The 20,889-nt window shown below is 61.1% G+C and carries 19 protein-coding genes and 3 tRNA genes; 7 read left to right on the top strand and 15 right to left on the bottom strand.

Features of this window, described 5'->3' with window-relative positions; genetic code table 11:
• Positions 1-40: 40 nt before the first annotated feature.
• The 8 genes from BMY98_RS00225 to BMY98_RS00260 all read right to left on the bottom strand — a co-directional run bounded on the left by BMY98_RS00225 (position 41) and on the right by BMY98_RS00260 (position 9,303).
• Positions 41-1,624, bottom strand: a complete 1,584-nt coding sequence (locus BMY98_RS00225) for an ABC transporter ATP-binding protein (protein ID WP_074883094.1) — start codon at positions 1,622-1,624, stop codon at positions 41-43.
• A gap of 1 nt (position 1,625) precedes the next feature.
• Positions 1,626-2,648, bottom strand: coding sequence for an ABC transporter permease (locus BMY98_RS00230; RefSeq protein WP_074883097.1), 1,023 nt, complete (start codon positions 2,646-2,648; stop codon positions 1,626-1,628).
• Positions 2,648-3,712 carry a microcin C ABC transporter permease YejB gene (locus tag BMY98_RS00235; RefSeq protein WP_074883100.1) on the bottom strand — a complete coding sequence of 355 codons (1,065 nt, stop codon included), beginning with the start codon at positions 3,710-3,712 and terminating at the stop codon, positions 2,648-2,650. The genes BMY98_RS00230 and BMY98_RS00235 overlap by 1 nt, the downstream gene beginning before the upstream one ends.
• On the bottom strand, positions 3,712-5,580 hold the full coding sequence (locus BMY98_RS00240) for an extracellular solute-binding protein (RefSeq protein WP_074883103.1): 1,869 nt from the start codon (positions 5,578-5,580) through the stop codon (positions 3,712-3,714). The genes BMY98_RS00235 and BMY98_RS00240 overlap by 1 nt, the downstream gene beginning before the upstream one ends.
• Positions 5,581-5,792: 212 nt before the next feature.
• Positions 5,793-6,074: a peptidylprolyl isomerase gene (locus tag BMY98_RS00245; protein ID WP_027898593.1), complete on the bottom strand. Its 282-nt coding sequence runs from the start codon at positions 6,072-6,074 to the stop codon at positions 5,793-5,795.
• A gap of 106 nt (positions 6,075-6,180) precedes the next feature.
• Positions 6,181-7,062 (bottom strand): triacylglycerol lipase, encoded by an 882-nt coding sequence (locus BMY98_RS00250; protein WP_074883106.1) that lies wholly within the window; start codon positions 7,060-7,062, stop codon positions 6,181-6,183.
• 337 nt (positions 7,063-7,399) lie between these two features.
• Positions 7,400-8,485: a 3-deoxy-7-phosphoheptulonate synthase gene (locus BMY98_RS00255; RefSeq protein ID WP_074883109.1), complete on the bottom strand. Its 1,086-nt coding sequence runs from the start codon at positions 8,483-8,485 to the stop codon at positions 7,400-7,402.
• Between the two features lie 587 nt (positions 8,486-9,072).
• Positions 9,073-9,303, bottom strand: coding sequence for a DNA-binding protein (locus tag BMY98_RS00260; RefSeq protein ID WP_074883112.1), 231 nt, complete (start codon positions 9,301-9,303; stop codon positions 9,073-9,075).
• Positions 9,304-9,384: 81 nt separating this feature from the next.
• On the opposite strand from BMY98_RS00260, the gene BMY98_RS00265 reads away from it, so the two are divergent.
• From BMY98_RS00265 to BMY98_RS00290, 6 genes are all read left to right on the top strand, one after another.
• Positions 9,385-9,735 carry a helix-turn-helix domain-containing protein gene (locus BMY98_RS00265; protein ID WP_074883115.1) on the top strand — a complete coding sequence of 117 codons (351 nt, stop codon included), beginning with the start codon at positions 9,385-9,387 and terminating at the stop codon, positions 9,733-9,735.
• A 187-nt stretch (positions 9,736-9,922) separates the two neighbouring features.
• Positions 9,923-10,567, top strand: coding sequence for a response regulator transcription factor GacA (gene gacA / locus BMY98_RS00270; RefSeq protein WP_065990451.1), 645 nt, complete (start codon positions 9,923-9,925; stop codon positions 10,565-10,567).
• Complete coding sequence (gene uvrC, locus BMY98_RS00275; protein WP_074883118.1) at positions 10,568-12,391, top strand: excinuclease ABC subunit UvrC; 1,824 nt, start codon at positions 10,568-10,570, stop codon at positions 12,389-12,391. It begins immediately after the preceding gene.
• Positions 12,392-12,423: 32 nt separating this feature from the next.
• Positions 12,424-12,984, top strand: coding sequence for a CDP-diacylglycerol--glycerol-3-phosphate 3-phosphatidyltransferase (gene pgsA / locus BMY98_RS00280; RefSeq protein WP_065990459.1), 561 nt, complete (start codon positions 12,424-12,426; stop codon positions 12,982-12,984).
• Positions 12,985-13,045: 61 nt separating this feature from the next.
• Positions 13,046-13,121: transfer RNA gene (locus BMY98_RS00285), tRNA-Gly, on the top strand.
• Between the two features lie 45 nt (positions 13,122-13,166).
• Positions 13,167-13,240: transfer RNA gene (locus tag BMY98_RS00290), tRNA-Cys, on the top strand.
• Between the two features lie 174 nt (positions 13,241-13,414).
• Here the strand turns inward: BMY98_RS00290 and sodC are convergent.
• Positions 13,415-13,933: a superoxide dismutase family protein gene (gene sodC, locus BMY98_RS00295; protein ID WP_074883121.1), complete on the bottom strand. Its 519-nt coding sequence runs from the start codon at positions 13,931-13,933 to the stop codon at positions 13,415-13,417.
• A 232-nt stretch (positions 13,934-14,165) separates the two neighbouring features.
• Between sodC and BMY98_RS00300 the strand changes: the two genes are divergently transcribed.
• A tRNA-Leu gene (locus tag BMY98_RS00300) sits at positions 14,166-14,252 on the top strand.
• Between the two features lie 47 nt (positions 14,253-14,299).
• Here the strand turns inward: BMY98_RS00300 and BMY98_RS00305 are convergent.
• The 6 genes from BMY98_RS00305 to modA all read right to left on the bottom strand — a co-directional run bounded on the left by BMY98_RS00305 (position 14,300) and on the right by modA (position 20,885).
• Positions 14,300-16,966 (bottom strand): excinuclease ABC subunit UvrA, encoded by a 2,667-nt coding sequence (locus BMY98_RS00305; protein ID WP_083398674.1) that lies wholly within the window; start codon positions 16,964-16,966, stop codon positions 14,300-14,302.
• A gap of 37 nt (positions 16,967-17,003) precedes the next feature.
• On the bottom strand, positions 17,004-17,177 hold the full coding sequence (locus BMY98_RS27205) for a hypothetical protein (RefSeq protein ID WP_175514128.1): 174 nt from the start codon (positions 17,175-17,177) through the stop codon (positions 17,004-17,006).
• Entirely contained in the window at positions 17,174-18,244 is a 1,071-nt protein-coding gene (locus tag BMY98_RS00310; RefSeq protein WP_074883124.1) for a DNA topoisomerase IB, read from the bottom strand. Before BMY98_RS00310 ends, BMY98_RS27205 begins: the two co-directional genes overlap by 4 nt.
• 101 nt (positions 18,245-18,345) lie before the next feature.
• Positions 18,346-19,434 carry a molybdenum ABC transporter ATP-binding protein gene (modC, locus tag BMY98_RS00315; RefSeq protein WP_074883126.1) on the bottom strand — a complete coding sequence of 363 codons (1,089 nt, stop codon included), beginning with the start codon at positions 19,432-19,434 and terminating at the stop codon, positions 18,346-18,348.
• On the bottom strand, positions 19,431-20,117 hold the full coding sequence (gene modB / locus BMY98_RS00320) for a molybdate ABC transporter permease subunit (protein ID WP_074883129.1): 687 nt from the start codon (positions 20,115-20,117) through the stop codon (positions 19,431-19,433). The genes modC and modB overlap by 4 nt, the downstream gene beginning before the upstream one ends.
• The gene (gene modA, locus BMY98_RS00325) at positions 20,118-20,885 is read right to left on the bottom strand and encodes a molybdate ABC transporter substrate-binding protein (RefSeq protein WP_074883132.1); all 768 of its coding nucleotides are present in this window, start codon (positions 20,883-20,885) and stop codon (positions 20,118-20,120) included.
• Positions 20,886-20,889: the final 4 nt, after the last annotated feature.

Below are 20,889 nucleotides of genomic sequence, written 5' to 3' on the forward strand. Positions count from 1 at the left end.
CTCGGCATCTGGCCGCACAGACTACTGTTTGGGACGAGCTTCAATTGAAACCGGGGTGGGCCGCCGCCAGCAATTCCCGGGTGTAAGGGTGCTGCGGCGCATCGAACACGTCGTGGCTCGCGCCGCGCTCGACCACTTTGCCGTCCTTGACCACGATCAGGTCATGGGCCAGCGCCTTGACCACGGCCAGGTCGTGGCTGATGAACAGGTAGGTCAGGCCGTGCCGCTCCTGCAATTGACGCAACAACGCGACGACCTGTTTCTGCACGGTACGATCCAGCGCGGAGGTCGGTTCGTCGAGCAACATCAAGGCAGGTTTGAGCACAAGGGCGCGGGCAATGGCGATACGTTGCCGCTGCCCGCCGGAAAATTCATGGGGGTAACGGTGCCGGCTCGACGGGTCGATGCCGACTTCTTCCAGCGCGCGAATCACTTCGGCCTCACAGCTGGCCTTGTCCAGGTCACTGTGCACTTCCAGGCCCTCGCTGATGATCTGTGCCACCGACATGCGCGGGCTGAGGCTGCCGTAAGGGTCCTGGAACACCACCTGCATCTGCTTGCGCCATGGACGCATCTGCTTCTGGTTCAGGCTGTCCAGCCCATGGCCCTTGAAGCGGATACTGCCACGGGATTCCAGCAAGCGCAGGATGGCCTGACCAAGTGTCGACTTGCCCGAGCCGGATTCGCCAACGATGCCCAGGGTTTTGCCGCGCTCGATGCTCAGGCTGATGTCATCGACGGCTTTCAGGTATTCATGGTGCCGGTTGAAAATCCCGCCGCCGAGGGAGAACCAGACGCGCAGGTTATCGACCTCCAGCACCTTCTCGCGGGTGTCCCGGGGCAACGGCTCGCCCGCCGGCTCCGCGTCCAGCAGCAAGCGGCTGTAAGGATGTTGGGGGTTCTTGAACAGCGACTGGCAATTGGACTGCTCAACGATTTCCCCGGCGCGCATCACGCACACCCGCTGGGCGATGCTGTGCACCAGATTCAGGTCGTGGCTGATCAGCAACAGCGACATGTTCAGCCGTTGCTGCAACTGTTTGAGCAGCAGGAGGATCTTGCGCTGCACGGTCACATCCAGCGCCGTGGTGGGCTCATCGGCAATCAGCAGTTCCGGCTCGCAGGCCAGCGCCATGGCGATCATCACCCGCTGGCGCTGGCCGCCGGACAACTCATGGGGGTAGGCCTTCAGTCGCTTTTTCGGGTGCTGAATGCCGACCAGCTCCAGCAGCTCAATGATCCGCGCCTGGGCCGCCTTGCCTGCCAGGCCCTTGTGCAGCAGCAAGGTCTCGCCGATTTGCCGGGACACCGTGTGCAGCGGGTTCAGTGAGGTCATCGGCTCCTGGAAGATCATCGCGATCTGATTGCCCCGCAGCTCTCGGATGACGTTGCCGTCGGCGCCGAGCAGCTCTTTGCCGCGATAGCGAATGCTGCCGGTGCTCAGTGTGCCGGCCTGGGGCAGCAACTGGAGGATCGAGTGGGCGGTCACCGATTTGCCCGAGCCCGACTCGCCGACCAGTGCCAGGCACTCGCCGGCCGGAATGTCCAGGCTGAGGTGCTTGACCACAGCGTGGCCCTTGAAGGACACCGAGAGGTCACGGATTTCGATCAGGTTTTCGGACATCTCAGGACCTCGGGTCGAAGGCATCCCGCAGGGCCTCGCCAATGAACACCAGCAGCGACAGTATCAGCGCCAGTGTGAAAAATGCCGTGAAGCCCAGCCATGGCGCCTGCAGGTTCTGTTTGCCCTGGGCGATCAGTTCGCCCAGTGACGCGCTGCCGGCGGGCATGCCGAAGCCAAGGAAATCCAGCGCAGTCAGCGTAGAGATCGCCCCAGTCAGGATGAAAGGCAGATAGCTCAGGGTCGCGTTCATTGCGTTGGGCAGAATGTGCCGCAGGATCACCTTGCGATCACTCAGTCCCAGCGCCCGCGCCGCTTTGACGTACTCCAGGTTGCGCCCGCGCAGGAATTCGGCGCGCACCACGTCCACCAGCGCCAGCCATGAAAACAGCGCCATGATTCCCAGCAGCCACCAGAAATTCGGTTCGACGAAGCCCGACAGAATAATCAGCAGGTACAGCACCGGCAGACCGGACCAGACTTCCAGCAGGCGCTGGCCGAGCAAATCCACCCAGCCGCCGTAATAGCCCTGCAATGCGCCGGCAGCGATGCCGATCAGCGCACTGATAAACGTCAACGCCAGGGCAAACAGAATCGACACCCGCGCGCCGAAGATGACCCGGGCCAGCACGTCCCGGGCCTGATCGTCGGTACCCAGCCAGTTGACCGAGGAGGGCGGGCTCGGCGCCGGCTTGTTCAGGTCATAGTTGGGTGTGTCATCGCTGAACGGGATCGGCGGAAACAGCATCCAGCCATCGCCCTTGCTTATCAGCTGGCGCACGTAATCGCTGCGGTAGTCCGGCTGAAACGGCAGCTGGCCGCCGAATTCCTGTTCGGTGTGACGCTTGAAGGCGGGGAAGTACAGATGGTGCTGATAACTCAGCACCAAGGGTTTGTCGTTGGCAATCAGCTCGCCGCACAGGCTGAGCACAAACAGCCCGCAGAACAGCCACAGCGACCACCAGCCGCGGCGGTTATTGCGAAAGCGCTCGAAGCGACGGCGAGCCACCGGGGACAGTCTGCGCATCACGCATTCCTCGCGCTGAAGTCGATTCGGGGGTCGACCAAGGTGTAGCAGATGTCCCCGACCAGCTTTATCAGCAACCCGAACAGCGTGAAGATGAACAGCGAACCGAACACCACCGGGTAATCCCGGGACACCGCGGCTTCGTAACTCATGCGACCGAGGCCATCGAGGGAGAAGATCACTTCGATCATCAACGAACCGGCAAAGAACACACTGATGAACGCCTGGGGAATGCCGGCAACGATCAGCAGCATGGCGTTGCGGAACACATGGCCGTACAGGACCCGCCGCTCGCTCAGGCCTTTGGCGCGGGCGGTGACCACGTACTGGCGGGTGACTTCGTTCAAGAAAGAGTTTTTGGTCAGGATGGTCAGCGTCGCGAAGCCGCCGATTACCAGTGACGTCACCGGCAACACCAGGTGCCAGAGGTAGTCGGCGATCTTCCCCAGGGTGCTCAGTTGATCAAAGTTCTCGGACACCAGCCCGCGCACCGGGAACCAGCTCAGCGACGTGCCCCCGGCGAAAACCACCACCAGCAGCATGGCGAACAGAAAGGCCGGCATTGCGTAGCCGATGATGATTGCCGTGCTGCTCCAGATATCAAAGTGACTGCCGTGCTTGACCGCCTTGCGGATGCCCAGGGGGATCGACACAAGGTAGGTAATCAACGTGGCCCATAACCCCAGCGAAATGGACACCGGCATCTTCTGCAGGATCAGGTCCGTGACCTTGGCGCCGCGAAAGAAGCTGTTGCCGAAATCCAGTTGCGCGTAGTTCTTCAGCATCAGCCACAAACGCTCATGCAAGGGCTTGTCGAACCCGTACTGGTGTTCGATTTCCTTGATCAGCTTGGGATCGAGCCCGCGACTGGCCCGGGATTGACCGGCGTTCATGGTTTCGGTGTGGCCGGCGCCAATGGTGCCGCCGGCCACGCCCTGAAGCTTGGCAATGGCCTGCTCAACGGGGCCGCCGGGCGCGGCCTGCACGATGAAAAAGTTGACCAGCAGAATGCACAGCAGCGTCGGAATGATCAGCAGCAGGCGCCTCATCAGGTAGCCGAGCATTACTTGACCTCCGAGGGAATGGCCGAAGCGCCTCGTTGTTGGGCGAACTCTTCGTTGGTCAGTGCCTGGGGGCTGACTTCCCACCAGGTGTCGATGGCCTCACTGTTGCTGGCCTGCACCTTGGGAATGCCGAAGCGGTTCCACCAGACGGTGGACGAGCCGGGCGGGTAATAGTTGGGAATCCAGTAGAAGCCCCACTGCAGAACACGGTCCAGGGCATGGGCGTAATCGACCATCGCCGGCTTGCTATCGGCTTTGGCCAAACCTTCAATCAGGGTGTCAACGGCCGGGTCGCGCAAGACCATGTAGTTGCTGGAGCCGGGATCGGTGGCGACCTTCGAGCCGAAGTTGTTGTACAGCTCCATGCCCGGGGAGGTCGAAACGCCGTAGCCGGTGACGATCATGTCGTAATCCCGGGCCATGACCCGGTTCAGGTACTGCGCCGAATCGATGCGGCGGATTTCGAAATCGATGCCGATCTGCGCCAGGTTGCGCTTGTACGGCAACAGGATTTTCTCAAAGCCGCTCTGACCGTTGAGAAAGGTAAAGCTCAACGGCTCGCCCTGGGCGTTGACCAGCTTGTCACCCTGGGGCATCCATCCGGCCTCTTCGAGTAGCGCCAGGGCTTGCAGTTGTTTGTCGCGAATGAAGCCGCTGCCATCGGTTTTCGGGGTGTGGAATACCGTGGTGAATACTTCCGGCGGCACCTGACCGCGCAACGGTTCGAGAATCTTCAACTCGGATGCGGTGGGCAGCGCCGTTGCCGCCAGGTCACTGTTGGAGAAGTAGCTGTTCTGGCGCACATAAACGTTGCGCATCATCTGCTTGTTGGTCCATTCGAAATCCCACAGCAGCGCCAGCGCCTGACGCACGCGGCGGTCCTGAAATTTCGGACGGTCCAGATTGAAGACGAAGCCTTGAGAACTCTGCACGGCGCCCTTGGCCAGGTGTGCCCGTTGCAGACGGCCCTCGCTCAAGGCCGGGCTGTCATAGCCAATGGAATAACCGGTGGCAGAATATTCGCGGTTGTAGTCATAGCCGCCACCACGCAGCACCTGACGGGCGACGTCGGTGTCGCCGAAATACTCGACGCTGAAGTGATCGAAGTTGTACAGGCCACGATTGACCGGCAGGTCCTTGCCCCACCAGTCCAGGTTGCGTTCGAAGGTGATGCTGCGCCCCGGGTCGACCTTGCCGATGCGATACGGCCCGCTGCCCACCGGAATCTCGAAGCCGCCACCGTTGGCGAAGTCGCGGTCTTTCCACCAGTGCTCTGGGAACACCGGCAGCGAGGCCAGGTCCAGCGGCAATGTGCGGCTCTCACTGCTTTTGAAATCAAAGCGGATCTGCGTCGGCGACTCGACTTCGACGCCTTTAACGTCCTGGAACTCGGTGCGGTAGGACAGGCTGCCCTGGGTCATCAGCAGATTATAGGTATAGCGCACGTCTTCGGCGGTGATGGCCGAGCCGTCCGAGAATTTGGCTTTAGGGCTCAGGTAGAAACGCAATGAAAGGCCGTCGGGGGCGCGCTCCATTTTCTCTGCGATCAGTCCATACACGGTGTACGGCTCGTCCAGCGACCTGACCGCCAGCGGCGCGTACAGCAAGCCATTGACCTGGGCGACGCCCGTGCCTTTGTCGAGGTACGGCATGATGTGATCGAACTGACCGATTTCCTGCGCCGAGCGGCGCATGCTGCCGCCTTTCGGGGCATCGGCATTCACGTAATCGAAATGCCCGAAATTCGCCGGATAGCGCGGCGCCTCACCGTAAACAGTCAACGCGTGTTGAGGGGCGGCGGACAAGACCTGAAAACCTGAAACGAAGACGAATGTTGCGACCATCAGCGATGACAAAACAAAACGCATTGCACGAATCCTGACTGACATTGGCGAGCAACATCAGGGTTGAAGGTCATGACGGCGCGGGTGGCCGGTCTGGTTTTTTTATTGATTACCCCGCAGGCAAGGTACCGCAAAGCCTGAGTCTTTGTAACCGGACAATACTGCTCTGGAGCAAGCATCCGATAAACAAACGGCCCGCTTTCAAGGGCGGGCCGTTGGTGCAGCAGCGCGAAGGATCAGTCCTGACGGCTGGTCACTTCCAGCAGGTGATAACCAAACTGGGTTTTCACCGGGCCCTGGACAACGTTCACCGGAGCGCTGAACACCACGGTGTCGAATTCCTTGACCATTTGACCCGGGCCGAAGGAACCGAGGTCGCCGCCTTGACGGCTGGACGGGCAGCTGGAGTTGGATTTTGCGACTTCGGCAAAATCAGCGCCGCCTTCGATCTGTGCTTTGAGTTCGTTGCACTTCTCTTCGCTGGACACGAGGATGTGGCGGGCAGTGGCTTTGGCCATTTGGATGACTCCTGTGAAAAAAAGAAACGAGCGTACCGGAATAAGGGCCGCGTTTCCTGAGAAAGTTCAGGCGCCTTTGTCTGGTCGTGACCGATGACATCGTCGGTTAAAGACCTTTGCTGAACAGGAGGGCAGCGTGGTCCACATACAGCTTCACCGGATCGACCTGCTTTCGCACCAGACCGGCACTCTGATTGATCGAGTCGACGTGGTCCATCGGGTAGTCGGAGCGGATCACCTTGCCCAGATGGGAGCTGAAGCGGCCGACCAGGCCGTCATTGAACCCGGCCTCCTTCTCGAACAGCCGCGCGTAACTGCGCAACGCCAGGTGCAATGGATCCAGGGCATTGCGGCCTTCGGACAACAACGAGCCGTCGATGCAGCCGCTCCACGAGTAATAGTGGACGCCGTTAACCCGTTCTGCGCCTTCGCCGCCCCACGTCGATGGCAGTCCCTGGGAATACGTGCGGTTAAATGCCGCTACGCCTTCGGTCGTCAGCGCATCGAGTGCCTGAATCAGGTCTTGAGGCAGCGCCGGATTACCACTCAGCAGCGCCAGGAAGTGGGCAAAACCTGCGGTCAGCCGCGATGCCACCGCTTCAGGCATCTGCCCGGGCGTCAGCGCCCGACGCACCCGGTCGGCCACCTCCGAGCCGTGATTGGGCCCGCTCACGGAAGTGACCGACGCCACGATATCCGGACGCATCGCAGCGGCATAGCGGGAGGTCAGCGCGCCCTGGCTGTGTCCGATCAGGTTGACCTTCAGGTAACCGGTGCGGCGCAGAAAGCGCTCGATCTGATCAATCAATTGCTTCCCGCGGGTTTCGTTGTCGTGGACCCCGGACAGCGCCGGCACGTGGACCCTGCATCCGGCTCTCTCCAGCGCCTCGGGTACGGCATGGAACATTTCAACCGCGCCGATCCGGTCAAAGCCGAACAAGCCGTGGACCAGCAAAATGGGGTACTTGGTGGTGACTTCCTTGTACATGTCGGTCATTCCTTCGATGAAAATGAAGGATCGAGCTTAACCAGGGGCAATACGGCGGGGAGGGCGCGCAGGAGTGCGGCAACGGGCCGGTAGGTGCAGGTTGTGGAAAGCGTTAAACCGCTACAGGCCTTGTGTGACGGGGAGGCTGGAAAAGACGCTGGCGTTGCGCTGCAAATGCGCAGGGGGCGCGGGACGATTTCCCACGATCGGCGTCTTCGCGGTGACGGACCGTGGCTGACAACGACGACGATTCTGAGGGAAGCCGACGACACGGCCGGCGCCGGCTTCCTGTGTGCAAACGTTACTGCTGACGCTTCTGCAAGAGTGACTGCAGAGGCTACCTGTAGCGCAGTTTGTTCACGGCCTCGCCCAGAAGGCGCTCGGTGGACTCCCAGCCCAGGCAAGCGTCCGTCACCGACACGCCATATTTGAGGGAAGCACTCAACGGCTGGCAGCCCTCGAACAGGTGGCTTTCCAGCATCATGCCGATCAGCGTCCGGTCACCGGCCAGTCGTTGCTGCAGCACGTCGTTGAAGACCGCCGGCTGGCGCAGCGGATCCTTGCCGCTATTGGCGTGACTGCAATCGACCATGATGCGCGCGGCCATGCGGTGCTTCGCCAGACTGGCATTCACTGCTGCAACGCTGACGCCATCATAGTTGGGCCCGCTGTGACCGCCGCGCAGCACGATGTGGGTATCGGGATTGCCCGACGTCTCGATAATCGCGGGATGCCCTTGGGGATCCATGCCGAAATGGCGGTGGGCGTGGGCCGCCGAGCGGATCGCGTCGCAGGCCACGGAGATGCCGCCGTCGGTGCCGTTCTTGAAGCCCGTTGGTACACCGAGGCCGCTGGCCGTTTCCCGGTGGATCTGCGATTCGGTGGTTCTTGCGCCAATGGCGACCCAGCTCAAGACGTCATCGAAGTAGCCTGCCGCCATCGGTTGCAACAACTCCGTGGCCACCGGCAAGCCGAGGCGGACCATCTCACGCATCAACTGCCGCGACAGGGCGAGGCCCTCGGCCATGTCGTCACTGCCGTCCAGCGCGGGATCGTAAGCCAGGCCTTTCCAGCCAACCGTGGTGCGCGGCTTCTCGACATAGGCGCGCATCACCAGGAGCATCTGGTCGCTGACCTCGGCAGCCAGACGGGCCAGGCGCTCGGCGTATTCGAGGGCGGCGTGGGGATCGTGGATCGAGCACGGGCCGACGACCACCAGCAGGCGCGAATCTTCTCCGTTGAGAATGGCGCGAATCGACTGGCGTTGGGCGGCAACCTGTAAGGTCATGGCAGCGTCCAGCGGCAGCTGATGTTTCAGCGCGAACGGCGTGGGCAGGCGTTTCGGGACAGGGCGGTTGTCACTCAGGGTGACGGCGCTGGAGGGCAGATCGATGAGGGTGTTGCTGACGACGGGCGAATTCATGTGCTGGCTTCCTGGTCGGCGGGTATTCCCGCGCGGACCTACTGGGGTGTTCGACAATCGGCCGGATTGGCTATGAGTAGGGCGATGCCACCTGTCAGTGACCGATCGGAGGCGGCAGGCTGTCCCGATCGGAGGTTGCTAAATCGCCAGGCGAAGGTGCTGTCGTTGCGGTAATAGTTTGTTTGGTTCATGTGCATTTCCTCGAATCAACAATCAAAAGTAGGTGGCCCAGAAAAACAAAACCCCCGGTCGGGAAGCCGACCGGGGGTGAGAGTTATCTCTGGTGGGCGTCCCGAGGTTCAGGGCGCCGTGTGGGTATCAGGCGCGCCAGTGGCTAAACCAATACCCATAAAAATAAGATGCGGGAGTCGAACACGCCGTTGCATTCCAGGCAGCCGCACGCCCGGCCAGACGTGAACCGTCGGCGGCGCAGAACAACTGAGAGGGAAGGGAAGGCAACATGGTCTGTCTCCGTGGAATGCCGCCGAGCTTACTTCAGACCCCGCGGGTTCTTCAATTGGAAATTACAATGGGGCTGATTGGGGAACGCGTGGTGATTAGCAACGGTTAAAACTGCAAAACGTCGTTCAGTCCTCTGGCACTTCCAAAGTAGCGGAAGCGGGCGGTATCACGCCGATCTTCATCCCCAGCAGTACCGCAACTTTGTGCGACTCACCCCGGCGCCCTTTCTTGCGCCCGGACAACACTTGATAGGTCGTTGCCGGGTCCACGTTGTGCTCCCTGGCAAACTCTTGAACCGATTTGCCCTGCTGTTCCAGCCAAGCCTTGGCTTGTGCGGCGGTGCGGATTCCGGGCATAGTTCAAAACCGTTCAAGTTCGTTCAAATTATTTCGATTCTATCACTCGAAAGAGTGATGTCAACAAGGCTATGCATTCAAATGAGTGGAATAAGTGCCCGAATTAGGGAAGAGCGCGAGCGCTTGGGGCTTTCACAACGCGCATTCGGTGAAATCGGTGGCGTGGAAGCCAACGCGCAGGGCAAGTACGAAAACGGCGAACGCACCCCCAAGGCCGACTATCTGGCCCGCGTCGCCCATCGCGGTGTAGACGTACTGTACGTGTTGACGGGTTCCCGCACCCCGGTGCCCATCGTCGGCCTGAGCGAAAACGAGGAGTGGATGGTGGGCAGTTATCGCAATCTGGGGAAGGAAGAGCAAGATGCCATCTGTCGGTTGACCACCACCCTGGCGGAGTACCAGAGCACCTATACGTCGGACAAAAAGCTCTGAGGCTTGCGAATGTAAAAGTCGTGCGTTTGAAGTTTTTTTCAAGTTTCACGACCGATGATGATAGTTTGTCAGCATCGTTGTAGATCATCTGGTACACATGCCCGCTCAGGGCTCCAGAGCAGATCGCTTACTTTCTTTTTGCTTACGTGGCGGTTAATCGTCATGAATCGTTCGGTGAGGTGTCTGCTTGATTAGGGTGCTGGTTGTCGATGACCATGATCTGGTTCGGACAGGTATCACGCGCATGTTGGCCGACATAGAAGGCTTGCAGGTGGTGGGGCAGGCCGAGTCCGGCGAAGAGTCGTTGCAGAAGGCCCGCGAGCTGAAACCCGACGTCGTGCTGATGGACGTCAAGATGCCCGGCATCGGCGGGCTGGAAGCCACGCGCAAGCTTATCCGCAGCCATCCCGACATGAAGGTGGTGGCGGTCACGGTATGCGAAGAAGACCCTTTCCCTACACGCCTGTTGCAAGCGGGCGCGGCGGGGTACATGACCAAAGGCGCCGGGCTGACCGAGATGGTCCAGGCCATTCGGCTGGTGTTTGCAGGGCAGCGTTACATCAGCCCGCAGATCGCCCAGCAACTGGCGCTCAAGTCATTCCAGCCGCAGACCAGCAATTCGCCGTTCGATCTCTTGTCCGAGCGGGAAATCCAGATTGCCCTTATGATTGTCGGCTGCCAGAAAGTGCAGACTATTTCCGACAAGCTTTGCCTGTCCCCCAAAACCGTGAATACCTACCGGTACCGCATATTCGAGAAGCTGTCGATTAGCAGTGACGTGGAGCTGGCCTTGCTGGCCGTCCGTCACGGCATGGTCGACGCCAGCGCATAAATGACCCAACCGTTTGATCCCAGTGCTTTTCTGTCCACCTGCAGTGGCCGCCCCGGCGTATATCGGATGTTCGATATCGACGGCAAGCTGCTGTACGTCGGCAAGGCCAAGAATTTAAAGAAGCGCCTCGCCAGCTATTTCCGCAAGACCGGTCATGCCCCGAAAACCGGTGCGTTGGTCGCGCGGATCGCTCAGGTTGAAACCACCATCACCGCCAATGAAACCGAGGCGCTGTTGCTGGAACAAACCCTGATCAAGGAGTCGCGCCCGCCGTACAACATCCTGTTGCGCGACGACAAGTCTTACCCCTACGTGCACCTGTCCGATAGCGAATTTCCGCGGCTGAGCATCCATCGTGGTGCCAAAAAGGCCAAGGGCCGCTACTTCGGACCTTATCCCAGCGCCGGCGCGATTCGCGAAAGCCTGAGCATTCTGCAGAAGACCTTCCACGTTCGTCAGTGCGAAGACAGCTTCTACAAGAACCGCACCCGGCCTTGCCTGCAGTATCAGATCAAGCGCTGCAAAGCGCCGTGCGTGAACCTTGTCGAGCCGCAAATCTACAACGAGGACGTGCGTCACTCGGTGATGTTCCTCGAAGGCCGCAGCAATGCCCTCACCGACGAACTCAATGCGCTGATGGAAAAGTCGGCGATGAGCCTCGATTTCGAGCACGCCGCCGAGCTGCGTGATCAGATCGGCTTACTGCGTCGCGTCCAGGACCAGCAGAGCATGGACGGCGGTACCGGCGACGTCGATGTCGTGGCGGCGTTCGTCAATCCGGGCGGCGCCTGTGTGCACCTGATCAGCGTGCGCGGCGGGCGGGTGTTGGGCAGCAAAAACTTCTTCCCCCAGGTCGGCATCGAGGAGGAGGTGGGCGAGGTCATGTCCGCCTTCCTGGCCCAGTATTTCCTGGGCGGCGGCGAGCGCGAATTGCCGGGCGAGGTCATCGTCAACGTGGTGGGTGAGGATTTCCCCGCGCTGATCGACGCGATCGATGCTTCCCGCGGCCGAGAAATCATCATCAGTCACCGTGTGCGTGGCACCCGCGCGCGCTGGCAGCAACTGGCGGTGACCAATGCCGAGCAGGCGTTGATGGCGCGGCTTGCCAATCGTCAGCACGTCACAGCGCGCTTTGAAGCGTTGGCTCAGGTGCTCAAACTCGAGGAGCCGCCGCAGCGTCTGGAATGCTACGACATCAGCCATTCCAGCGGCGAAGCGACCGTGGCGTCGTGCGTGGTGTTCGGTCCCGAAGGCCCGATCAAGTCGGATTACCGCCGCTATAACATTGAAGGCATCACGGCGGGGGATGATTACGCTGCCATGCACCAGGCACTCACCCGTCGCTTCAGCCGAATCAAGGACGGCGAGGGTAAATTGCCCGACATCTTGCTGGTGGACGGCGGCAAGGGTCAGTTGAGCATGGCCCGCGACGTGATGAACGAACTGGCCATCCCCGACCTGATCCTCTTGGGTGTCGCCAAGGGCGCTACGCGCAAAGCCGGTTTCGAGACGTTGTACTTGAACGATGCCGCCCATGAGTTCACCCTCAAGGGCGATTCCCCCGCGCTGCACCTGATCCAGCAAATCCGTGACGAAGCTCACCGGTTTGCCATCACCGGGCACCGTGCGCGACGCGGTAAAACCCGTCGAACCTCAACCCTGGAGGGGGTGGCAGGCGTGGGGCCGACTCGGCGTCGCGACCTGCTCAAGCACTTCGGCGGGCTTCAGGAATTGTCCCGGGCCAGCATCGAAGAAATTGCCAAGGCGCCGGGAATCAGCAAAAAGCTCGCAGAGTCGATTTATGCAAACCTGCACAGCGAGTAGAATGCTCGCTCACCTCGTAGCCAGTTGTGCCGATGAATATCCCTAATCTGATCACCGTATTACGTGTCCTGCTGATTCCGATCTTCATTTTGTTGTTCTATCTGCCGTACCACTGGAGCTACATGGCGGCCAGCTCGGTATTCGCCTTGGCAGCCGCGACCGACTGGCTGGACGGATATCTCGCAAGACGGCTGGAGCAAAGCACACCGTTCGGGGCCTTTCTCGACCCGGTGGCGGACAAACTGATGGTGGCCGTCGCGCTGGTCTTGCTGGTGCAAGCCCATGCCAATCTCTGGTTGACCCTGCCGGCCGCAGTGATCATCGGCCGCGAGATTGTCATCTCGGCGCTTCGCGAGTGGATGGCCGAGTTGGGCGCGCGGGCGCAAGTGGCCGTGTCGAACCTGGGCAAATGGAAAACCGCTGCGCAAATGCTTGCGCTGGTCATCCTGCTGGCCAACCCGCCTGCGTTTACCTTCTGGGTGGTGTTGGGTTATGTGCTGCTGATGATCGCCGCGGGCCTTACGTTGTGGTCAATGGTGCAATACCTTCGCGCCGCATGGCCGCATCTGCGCACGACCACAGATGAAAAATAAGTATTTTTAAATCAAGGGGTTGACGGGGTCATTTGAGTGTATAGAATGGCGCCCACACAAAGCGGGAATAGCTCAGTTGGTAGAGCACGACCTTGCCAAGGTCGGGGTCGCGAGTTCGAGTCTCGTTTCCCGCTCCAGTTTGTATGCGTTTAGCGGTAGTGGTTGGATCGTTGAACGTTTGAGGCCGAGTAGCAAAATGGTTATGCCGCGGATTGCAAATCCGCTTACGCCGGTTCGATTCCGACCTCGGCCTCCACATTTAAAGCCCGTAAGATCAACGTCTTACGGGCTTTTTTGTGGGTGGCTTTTAGTGAATCACTTCCGCAATTCTGGCTATCGCTTCCGCAACACGCGATGAAGCGATAGCGCAGATCCCAAGCCACTCTTCTCCGTTACCGGTTCAACTGAAATCAAGCGCGCTCGAGTTCGATCAGATAACACCACACGCCATCCGATCACCGCCACCGCCCAATGGCATGGGCATATCCGAATGGTTGTCGCCGCCGACATGGATCATGAGCGCGTGACCTTTGACGTCGGAAATCTTCTTCAGGCGTGGTGCGAGCACAGGGTAATTGGCCACCCCATCGGCGTTGACGTAGACCGCTGGCAGGTCTCCCAAGTGGCCTTCGCCATAGGGCCCCAGATGCTTGCCAGTTTTCGCTGGGTCGAAGTGGCCGCCTGCTGCGAGTGCCGCGACTTTTTTGCCGTCTTTCATGCCCGAATCGCAACTCGCCTTTTCGTGAACATGAAAACCGTGAATCCCGGCGGGTAGAGACTTCAGCTCGGGGGTGAACACCAGCCCGTAAGCGGTCTCGCTGATGGTCACCTCGCCAACAGGCTGTGGGGCGCCATCAGCGCTCACCAGGTTCATCGGGACATTCAGCGATGCCGCCTGAGCGCTCACCGTAAATGCTCCAATCAGGCTCAGCCACAAAGCGGATTTCATAGACACCTCATTTGGTTCGTCAAAAGAAAGGGGCAGCACAGCTACGACAACGAGTCACCCTAAGCTGCGAGAAAGCATAGACAGGTATCGAGCCTGCGACGGTAAACAAACGTAACCAATTGAATCCGAAAGCTTTGAACTTGCCTCCAAGGCTGGGGATGTATATATTCCCCACTCTTGTCAGCTGGCCTCGCGACATGGCTCGCGAAGGTCGAGGTTGATATGTGCTACCGCCCTGATGGTGAAATTGGTAGACACACCGGACTTAAAATCCGTCGTCCGAAAGGATGTGCCGGTTCGACTCCGGCTCGGGGCACCATTCAGAAAAAAGGCACTTGAGGGCAACCTCAAGTGCCTTTTTCGTCTTTACCCCCGCAACACTTTCCGCAAAAACGGCGCCGTCCGGCTCTCTTCCACGTCGGCAATCTCCTCAGGCGTACCACACGCCACAACATTCCCCCCCTTGTCCCCAGCCCCCGGCCCGATGTCGATCACCCAGTCACTCTGCGCAACCACGCGCATTTCATGCTCGACCACCACCACGCTATGCCCCGCATCCACCAACGCATTCAGCTGCGTCAGCAGCCGATCCACATCGGTGGGGTGCAGGCCTGTGGTCGGTTCGTCGAGCACATACAGGGTGGCGCCGCGCTGGCTGCGCTGTAGCTCCGTCGCCAACTTGATGCGCTGGGCTTCACCGCCGGACAACTCAGTTGCAGGCTGACCCAGACGCAGGTACCCCAGACCAATATCACGCAGTACTGTCAGCGAGCGCAGCACGGCGGGCTGCTCGGCGAATACATCCACCGCTTGCTCAACCGTCAGTTGCAACACGTCGGCGATGCTCAGCTCGTTCCAGCGAATGGCCAGGGTGTCCGGGTTGTAGCGCGCACCATGGCAGGTCGGGCAGGGCGCGTAGACGCTGGGCATGAACAGCAATTCAACGCTGACAAACCCTTCGCCTTCGCACACCGGGCAGCGGCCTTTGGCGACGTTGAACGAGAACTGTCCGGCGTCGTAGCCGGCTTTCTGCGCGTCGGGCGTCGCGGCGAACAGTTTGCGCACGCTGTCGAACAGCCCGGTGTAGGTCGCAAGATTGGAACGCGGGGTACGGCCGATCGGTTTCTGGTCAACCTGCACCAGACGCTTGATAGCGCCCATTCCGCCCGCAATATGGCCGCCGGTGGGTTGCGGCGCATCGTCTTCCAGGCTGGACTCTTCTGCGTCCACCTCCGCAACCGGGCGTCCCAGTTCCGCGGCCACCAGCTCCAGCAATGCCTGGCTGACCAGACTGGATTTACCGGAACCCGAGATGCCCGTCACCGAGGTAAAGCAGCCCAGCGGAAACTCCGCGCTCAGTGAATTGAGGTTGTTGCGGGTAATCCCTTCCAGGCGCAGCCAGTCGGTCGGCTGCCGTCTTGCGGCGCGCACCTCGACGTGCTCAGCGAACAAATGCCGGCGCGTTTGGGAGGCTTCAATCTCGGCCAGGCCTTCGGGAGGGCCGCTGTACAGCACGTGGCCGCCATGCTCACCGGCGGCGGGGCCGACGTCGATCAACCAGTCGGCGCGGCGCATGGTTTCCAGATCGTGCTCGACGACGAACAGTGAGTTGCCCGACGCCTTCAGCTGTTGCAACGCGGTGAACAGGGATTCACTGTCCGCCGGGTGCAGGCCCGCAGAAGGCTCGTCCAGCACGTAGATCACGCCGAACAGTTGCGACCCCAGTTGCGTCGCCAGGCGCAGGCGCTGCAACTCACCGGACGACAGCGAAGGCGTGCTGCGGTCCAGCGCTAGATAACCGAGCCCCAGCTCGGTGAGGGTGCTGACCCGCGCCAGCAAATCCTGAGCGATGCGCTGGGCGGCGAGACGTTTTTCGACAGACAAGTTGGGTGTCGCACGCACATCGGGTGCTGCGTCGTGGGCCGCGCCACCTGTAGTGACGCGCTTCTTTTTCGCCTCGGCCATCTGCTTGCGATCAAGCACCGCGCTCCCGCGCTCTTCTTTTTCAAAAACGCCCGCCGCCACTGGACGCAAGACCTCGGCCAGCCGCAGCAGCGGCATTTGCGCCAATTCGCCGATATCGAGGCCGGCAAAGGTCACCGACAGGGCTTCGCGCTTCAGGCGTTTGCCATCGCACAACGGGCACGGGCTGCCACGCATGAACCGCGAAACGCGCTTTTTCATCAGCGCGCTCTGCGTGGTCGCGAAGGTGTGTTGCACGTAGCGCCGGGCGCCGGTGAAGGTGCCGTGATAACTGGGTTCGAGTTTGCGCTTGAGTGCCAGACGGGTTTCTTCCGGGGTCAGGCCTCCATATACCGGCACGTTGGGCTGTTCGTCGGTGAACAGAATCCAGTCACGGTCCTTTTTCGGCAGGTCACGCCACGGGGTGTCGACGTCGTAACCCAGGGTCACGAGGATGTCGCGCTGGTTCTGACCACCCCACGCCAGGGGCCACGCGGCGATGGCGCGCTGGCGGATGGTCAGCGAATCGTCCGGCACCATCAGTTCTTCCGGAATTTCATAGACCCGGCCCAGGCCGTGGCACTCGGGGCAAGCGCCTTGGGGCAGATTCGGCGAGAAGTCTTCGGCGTAAAGCATGGGCTGGCCCGGCGGGTAAGTGCCGGCGCGGGAATAGAGCATGCGAATCAGACTGGACAGGGTCGTCACGCTGCCGACCGAAGAGCGGGTGCTCGGCGTCCCTCGTTGCTGCTGCAGCGCGACGGCTGGCGGCAGGCCTTCGATGGAGTCGACGTCGGGCACGCCCACTTGATCGATGAGGCGTCGGGCATAGGGCGCAACGGATTCGAAGTAGCGGCGTTGGGCTTCGGCGTACAGGGTGGAGAACGCCAGCGAGGATTTGCCGGAGCCCGACACGCCGGTGAACACCACCAGCGAGTCGCGGGGGATGTCGATGTCCACGTTTTTGAGGTTGTGCTCACGGGCACCGCGCACCCGGACGAATCCGGGGCGGTTGGCATCGACGGTGAAGGAAGAAGGGCGGGCGTCGTCTGGCAGGTGCGGCGGTGTGGTCATGGGTGAGGCCTTTGAATCCTGAAATACAAGAACGGGTTTACTCGGCGAGGGGCACTTTGGGCGTGTGCCCGGCGTCGTCGTGATCGCCGCCGGTCAGCGGCTCGTCTTCACGCACGTCGTCGGTGCGATCGCGATCATCGGCCACGTCGGCTGGGCGCGCGTCGGGGTCGTTGAGTTTTTCGCCGGGGATATGAGCGTTGCGGGTTGTCATGCGGTTTCTCCTGTCAGTTCTTCGGATGCTTCACGAATGACCTCGGCGGCCTGCAGGCCCTGGAGGAACCCAGCCAGCGCCACTTCTTCAAGGCGCAGGCCTTTGCGCTGGCGGATACGCGGCAGCTTGGACAGTTCACCCATCGCGAAGGCCTCCAGCACCGCCGGATGGATGTAGCACTTGCGGCAGACCGCCGGGGTGTTGCCCAGCAGCCGCGCGACTTCCTTGACCATGGACACGACGTGTTTCTTCGCATCCGCTTCCGGTTCCCAGTGCAGCTTGCGTAGGGTGGCCAGTGCCATCGCGCTGCCGGCCCAGGTGCGGTAATCCTTGGCGGTGAAATCGGCACCGGTGAGGGTGTGCAAGTACTGGTTAATGTCGTGGGAGGAAACGGTATGCCGCTGGCCGTCGTCATCCAGGTACTGGAAGAGGTTCTGACCAGGCAATTCCATGCAGCGCTTGATGATGTTCGCCAAACGCCGGTCAGTGACGCTGAGCCGGTGCTCGACGCCGCTCTTGCCGCGAAATTCGAAGTAGATCTTGCTGCCCTTCACGTCGACGTGTTTGTTGCGCAACGTGGTCAGTCCGTAGGAGCGATTGTCCCGGGCGTACTGGCTGTTGCCGATGCGGATCAGCGTCTGGTCCAGCAGCGACAGCACCGCCGCCATGACTTTCTCGCGGCCCATGCCGGGTTTTGCCAGCTGCGCTTCCAGCTGCTTGCGCACTTTGGGCAGCGCCTGGCCGAAGGCGATCATCCGCGAGTACTTGTTCTCGTCACGAATCTCGCGCCAGCGCGGGTGGTAGCGGTACTGCTTGCGTCCGCGAGCGTCACGGCCGGTGGCTTGCAGATGGCCCTGGCGGTCGGCACAGATCCACACGTCGGTGTACGCCGGTGGGATCACCAGCGCGTTGATGCGTTTGATCACGTCCTCGTCGCGGATGCGCTCGCCGTCGGTGTCGAAGTAGGCGAACTTGCCGCGCAGGATCTTGCGGATAAATCCGGGCTGGCCGTCGTCGACGTAGTGCAGATCTTTGGGCAGGTCTTCGCTGTGGATTGTGTCCGGCATGAAAGGCAGTCCTGAATGCGGGTCTTTTTGCATTGACCGTGGCGCTGCGCAGTCGTGCCGACTAATTGCATACCTGATGAATCGGACGGGTGATTGCTCGCCTACGCCAGCAGCGCGACTGATTTGATCTGCGCCCAGAGCGTCTGCCCGGGTGCCAGCTGCAGCTGATCCCTGGAGTAGCGGGTGATCCGCGCCAACAGTGGCGAGCCGCCAGCATCAACGCGGACCAGCACGTGGGCAGTGTTGTCAGCGGCGATCTCTTCGATGACCGTGACCGGCAGGCGATTGAGGATGCTGCTTTGAGCGTCGGGTTGCAGGCTCAGGCTCACGTCCCGTGCCTGCACTTTGAGGCGCAGCGGCTTGCCGGGCAGCAAGGCGGAATGGGCGACGCGAATACTCAGTTCGCTGCGTGGCAGCTGGACGGTGATGAGTTGATAGGCAGCGTCGTAGGCCAGCACGCTGCCTTCGATTACCACGCCGGCGTCATCGCCCATCGCCAGCGGCAGATCCAGCCGCGCCAGTGTTTCGCCGATAGGGCCGCTGGCCAGCGCTTTGCCGTCGCTGAGCAGGACAATATGGTCGGCCAGTCGCGCGACTTCATCCTGGGCGTGGCTCACGTAAATCAACGGAATATCCAGCTCGTCGTGGAGGCGTTCGAGGTAGGGCAGGATTTCGCTTTTGCGCTGCGCGTCCAACGCCGCCAGGGGTTCGTCCATCAACAGCAGGCGCGGGCTGGTCAGCAACGCGCGGGCGATCCCGACCCGCTGACGTTCACCGCCCGACAGTTTGTCGGGGGTGCGGCTGAGCAAATGATCGATGCCCAGCAGCGAGGTCGCCTGCTGCAACGTGATACGCCTGTCGCGCTCGGGAATGCGCTTGAGGCCAAAGCGCAGATTGCCCTCGACGTCGAGGTGCGGAAACAGGCTCGCTTCCTGGAACACGTATCCCAGGGAGCGTTTGTGTGGGGGCAGAAAGACGTTGTTGGCGCTGTCCTGCCAGACCTCGCCGTTGACGCGGATATAGCCGTCGGCCGCCTTTTCCAGCCCCGCCATGCAACGCAGGCAGGTGGTTTTGCCGGAACCGGAATGGCCATACAGCGCCGAGACGCCGCGACCGGGCAGGTTGAGGTCGACGTCCAGGGCGAACCCGGCAAACGCCAGCTTCAATCGAACATCAATCGTCGAACTCATGCGCCGCTCCACGCCGACCGGGCCTTGCCGCTGGAGTACAGCGCCAGCAGCACGACAAAGGAGAAGACCAGCATCGCCCCTGCCAGCCAATGGGCCTGGGCGTATTCCATGGCTTCGACATGGTTGTAGATTTGCGTGGACACGACCCGGGTTCTCTCCGGGATATTGCCGCCGATCATCAGTACCACGCCGAACTCACCCACGGTGTGGGCGAACCCCAGAATCGCCCCGGTGATGAAACCAGGGCGCGCCAGCGGCAGGATCACGGAGAAGAACGTGTCCCAGGGGCCTGCTCGCAACGTAGCCGCCACTTCAAGGGGGCGTGGGCCGATGGCAACGAAGGCGTTCTGCAAGGGCTGCACCACGAACGGCAGGGAATACAGCACCGAGCCGATCACCAGCCCGGTGAAACTGAAGGTCAGCGTGCCGAGCCCCAGGCTCTGGGTCAGCTGCCCGATCGCGCCATTCGGCCCGAGCAACAGCAACAGATAAAAGCCGATCACCGTGGGCGGCAGCACGAGAGGCAGCGCCACCACCGCGCCGATCGGGCCTTTGAGCCATGAGCGGGTGCGCGACAGCCACAGCGCGATGGGCGTGCCGACGATCAGCAGAATCACGGTGGTCAGGGACGCCAGTTTCAGCGTCAGGCATATGGCCGCAAGGTCGGCACTGCCCAGCAGCATTTACAGCTGATACCCGTAGGATTTGATGATCGCCGCAGCTTTCGGGCCTTTGAGGTAATCCATCAGCGCCTTGGCGGCGGCGTTGTCTTTGCCCTTGTTGAGGATCACCGCGTCCTGCTTGATCGGCTCATGCAGGTTGGCGGGCACGATCCACGCCGAACCACCGGTCAGCTTGCCGTCCTTGAACACCTGGGAGAGGGCGACGAAACCCAGTTCCGCGTTGCCGGTCTGCACGAATTGATAGGCCTGGGCGATGCTCTGGCCTTCGACGATCTCGCTTTTGGTCGCGTCGGTCAGGCCCAGTTTCTCCAGGGTCTGGGTGGCGGCGAGGCCGTAGGGGGCGGCTTTCGGGTTGGCGATGGACAGGTGTTCGAATTTGCCGTCCTTGAGCACCTGGCCCTTGTCGTCGACATAGCCGTCTTTGGCCGACCACAGCGCCAAAGTGCCCACCGCGTACGTAAAGCGCGAGCCTTTCACCGTCTCGTTTTCGCTCTCCAGTTTGGCCGGGGTGGTGTCATCGGCGGCGAGGAACACTTCGAACGGCGCGCCATTTTTAATCTGGGTGTAGAACTGGCCCGTTGCGCCGAACGAGGCCACGACTTTATGGCCGGTTTCTTTTTCGAAGTCCTTTGCGATGGCCTGGATCGGCGCGGTGAAATTGGCGGCGACGGCCACCTGGACCTCATCGGCGAACGCTGTGCCCGACGACAGCGCGGCACAGGCGATAACCAGCGAAGTGAGGGTGAAGCGATTTGAAACTGCGCGCATGGAA

It is taken from the genome of Pseudomonas graminis (assembly GCF_900111735.1).
Lineage (GTDB): Bacteria > Pseudomonadota > Gammaproteobacteria > Pseudomonadales > Pseudomonadaceae > Aquipseudomonas > Aquipseudomonas graminis.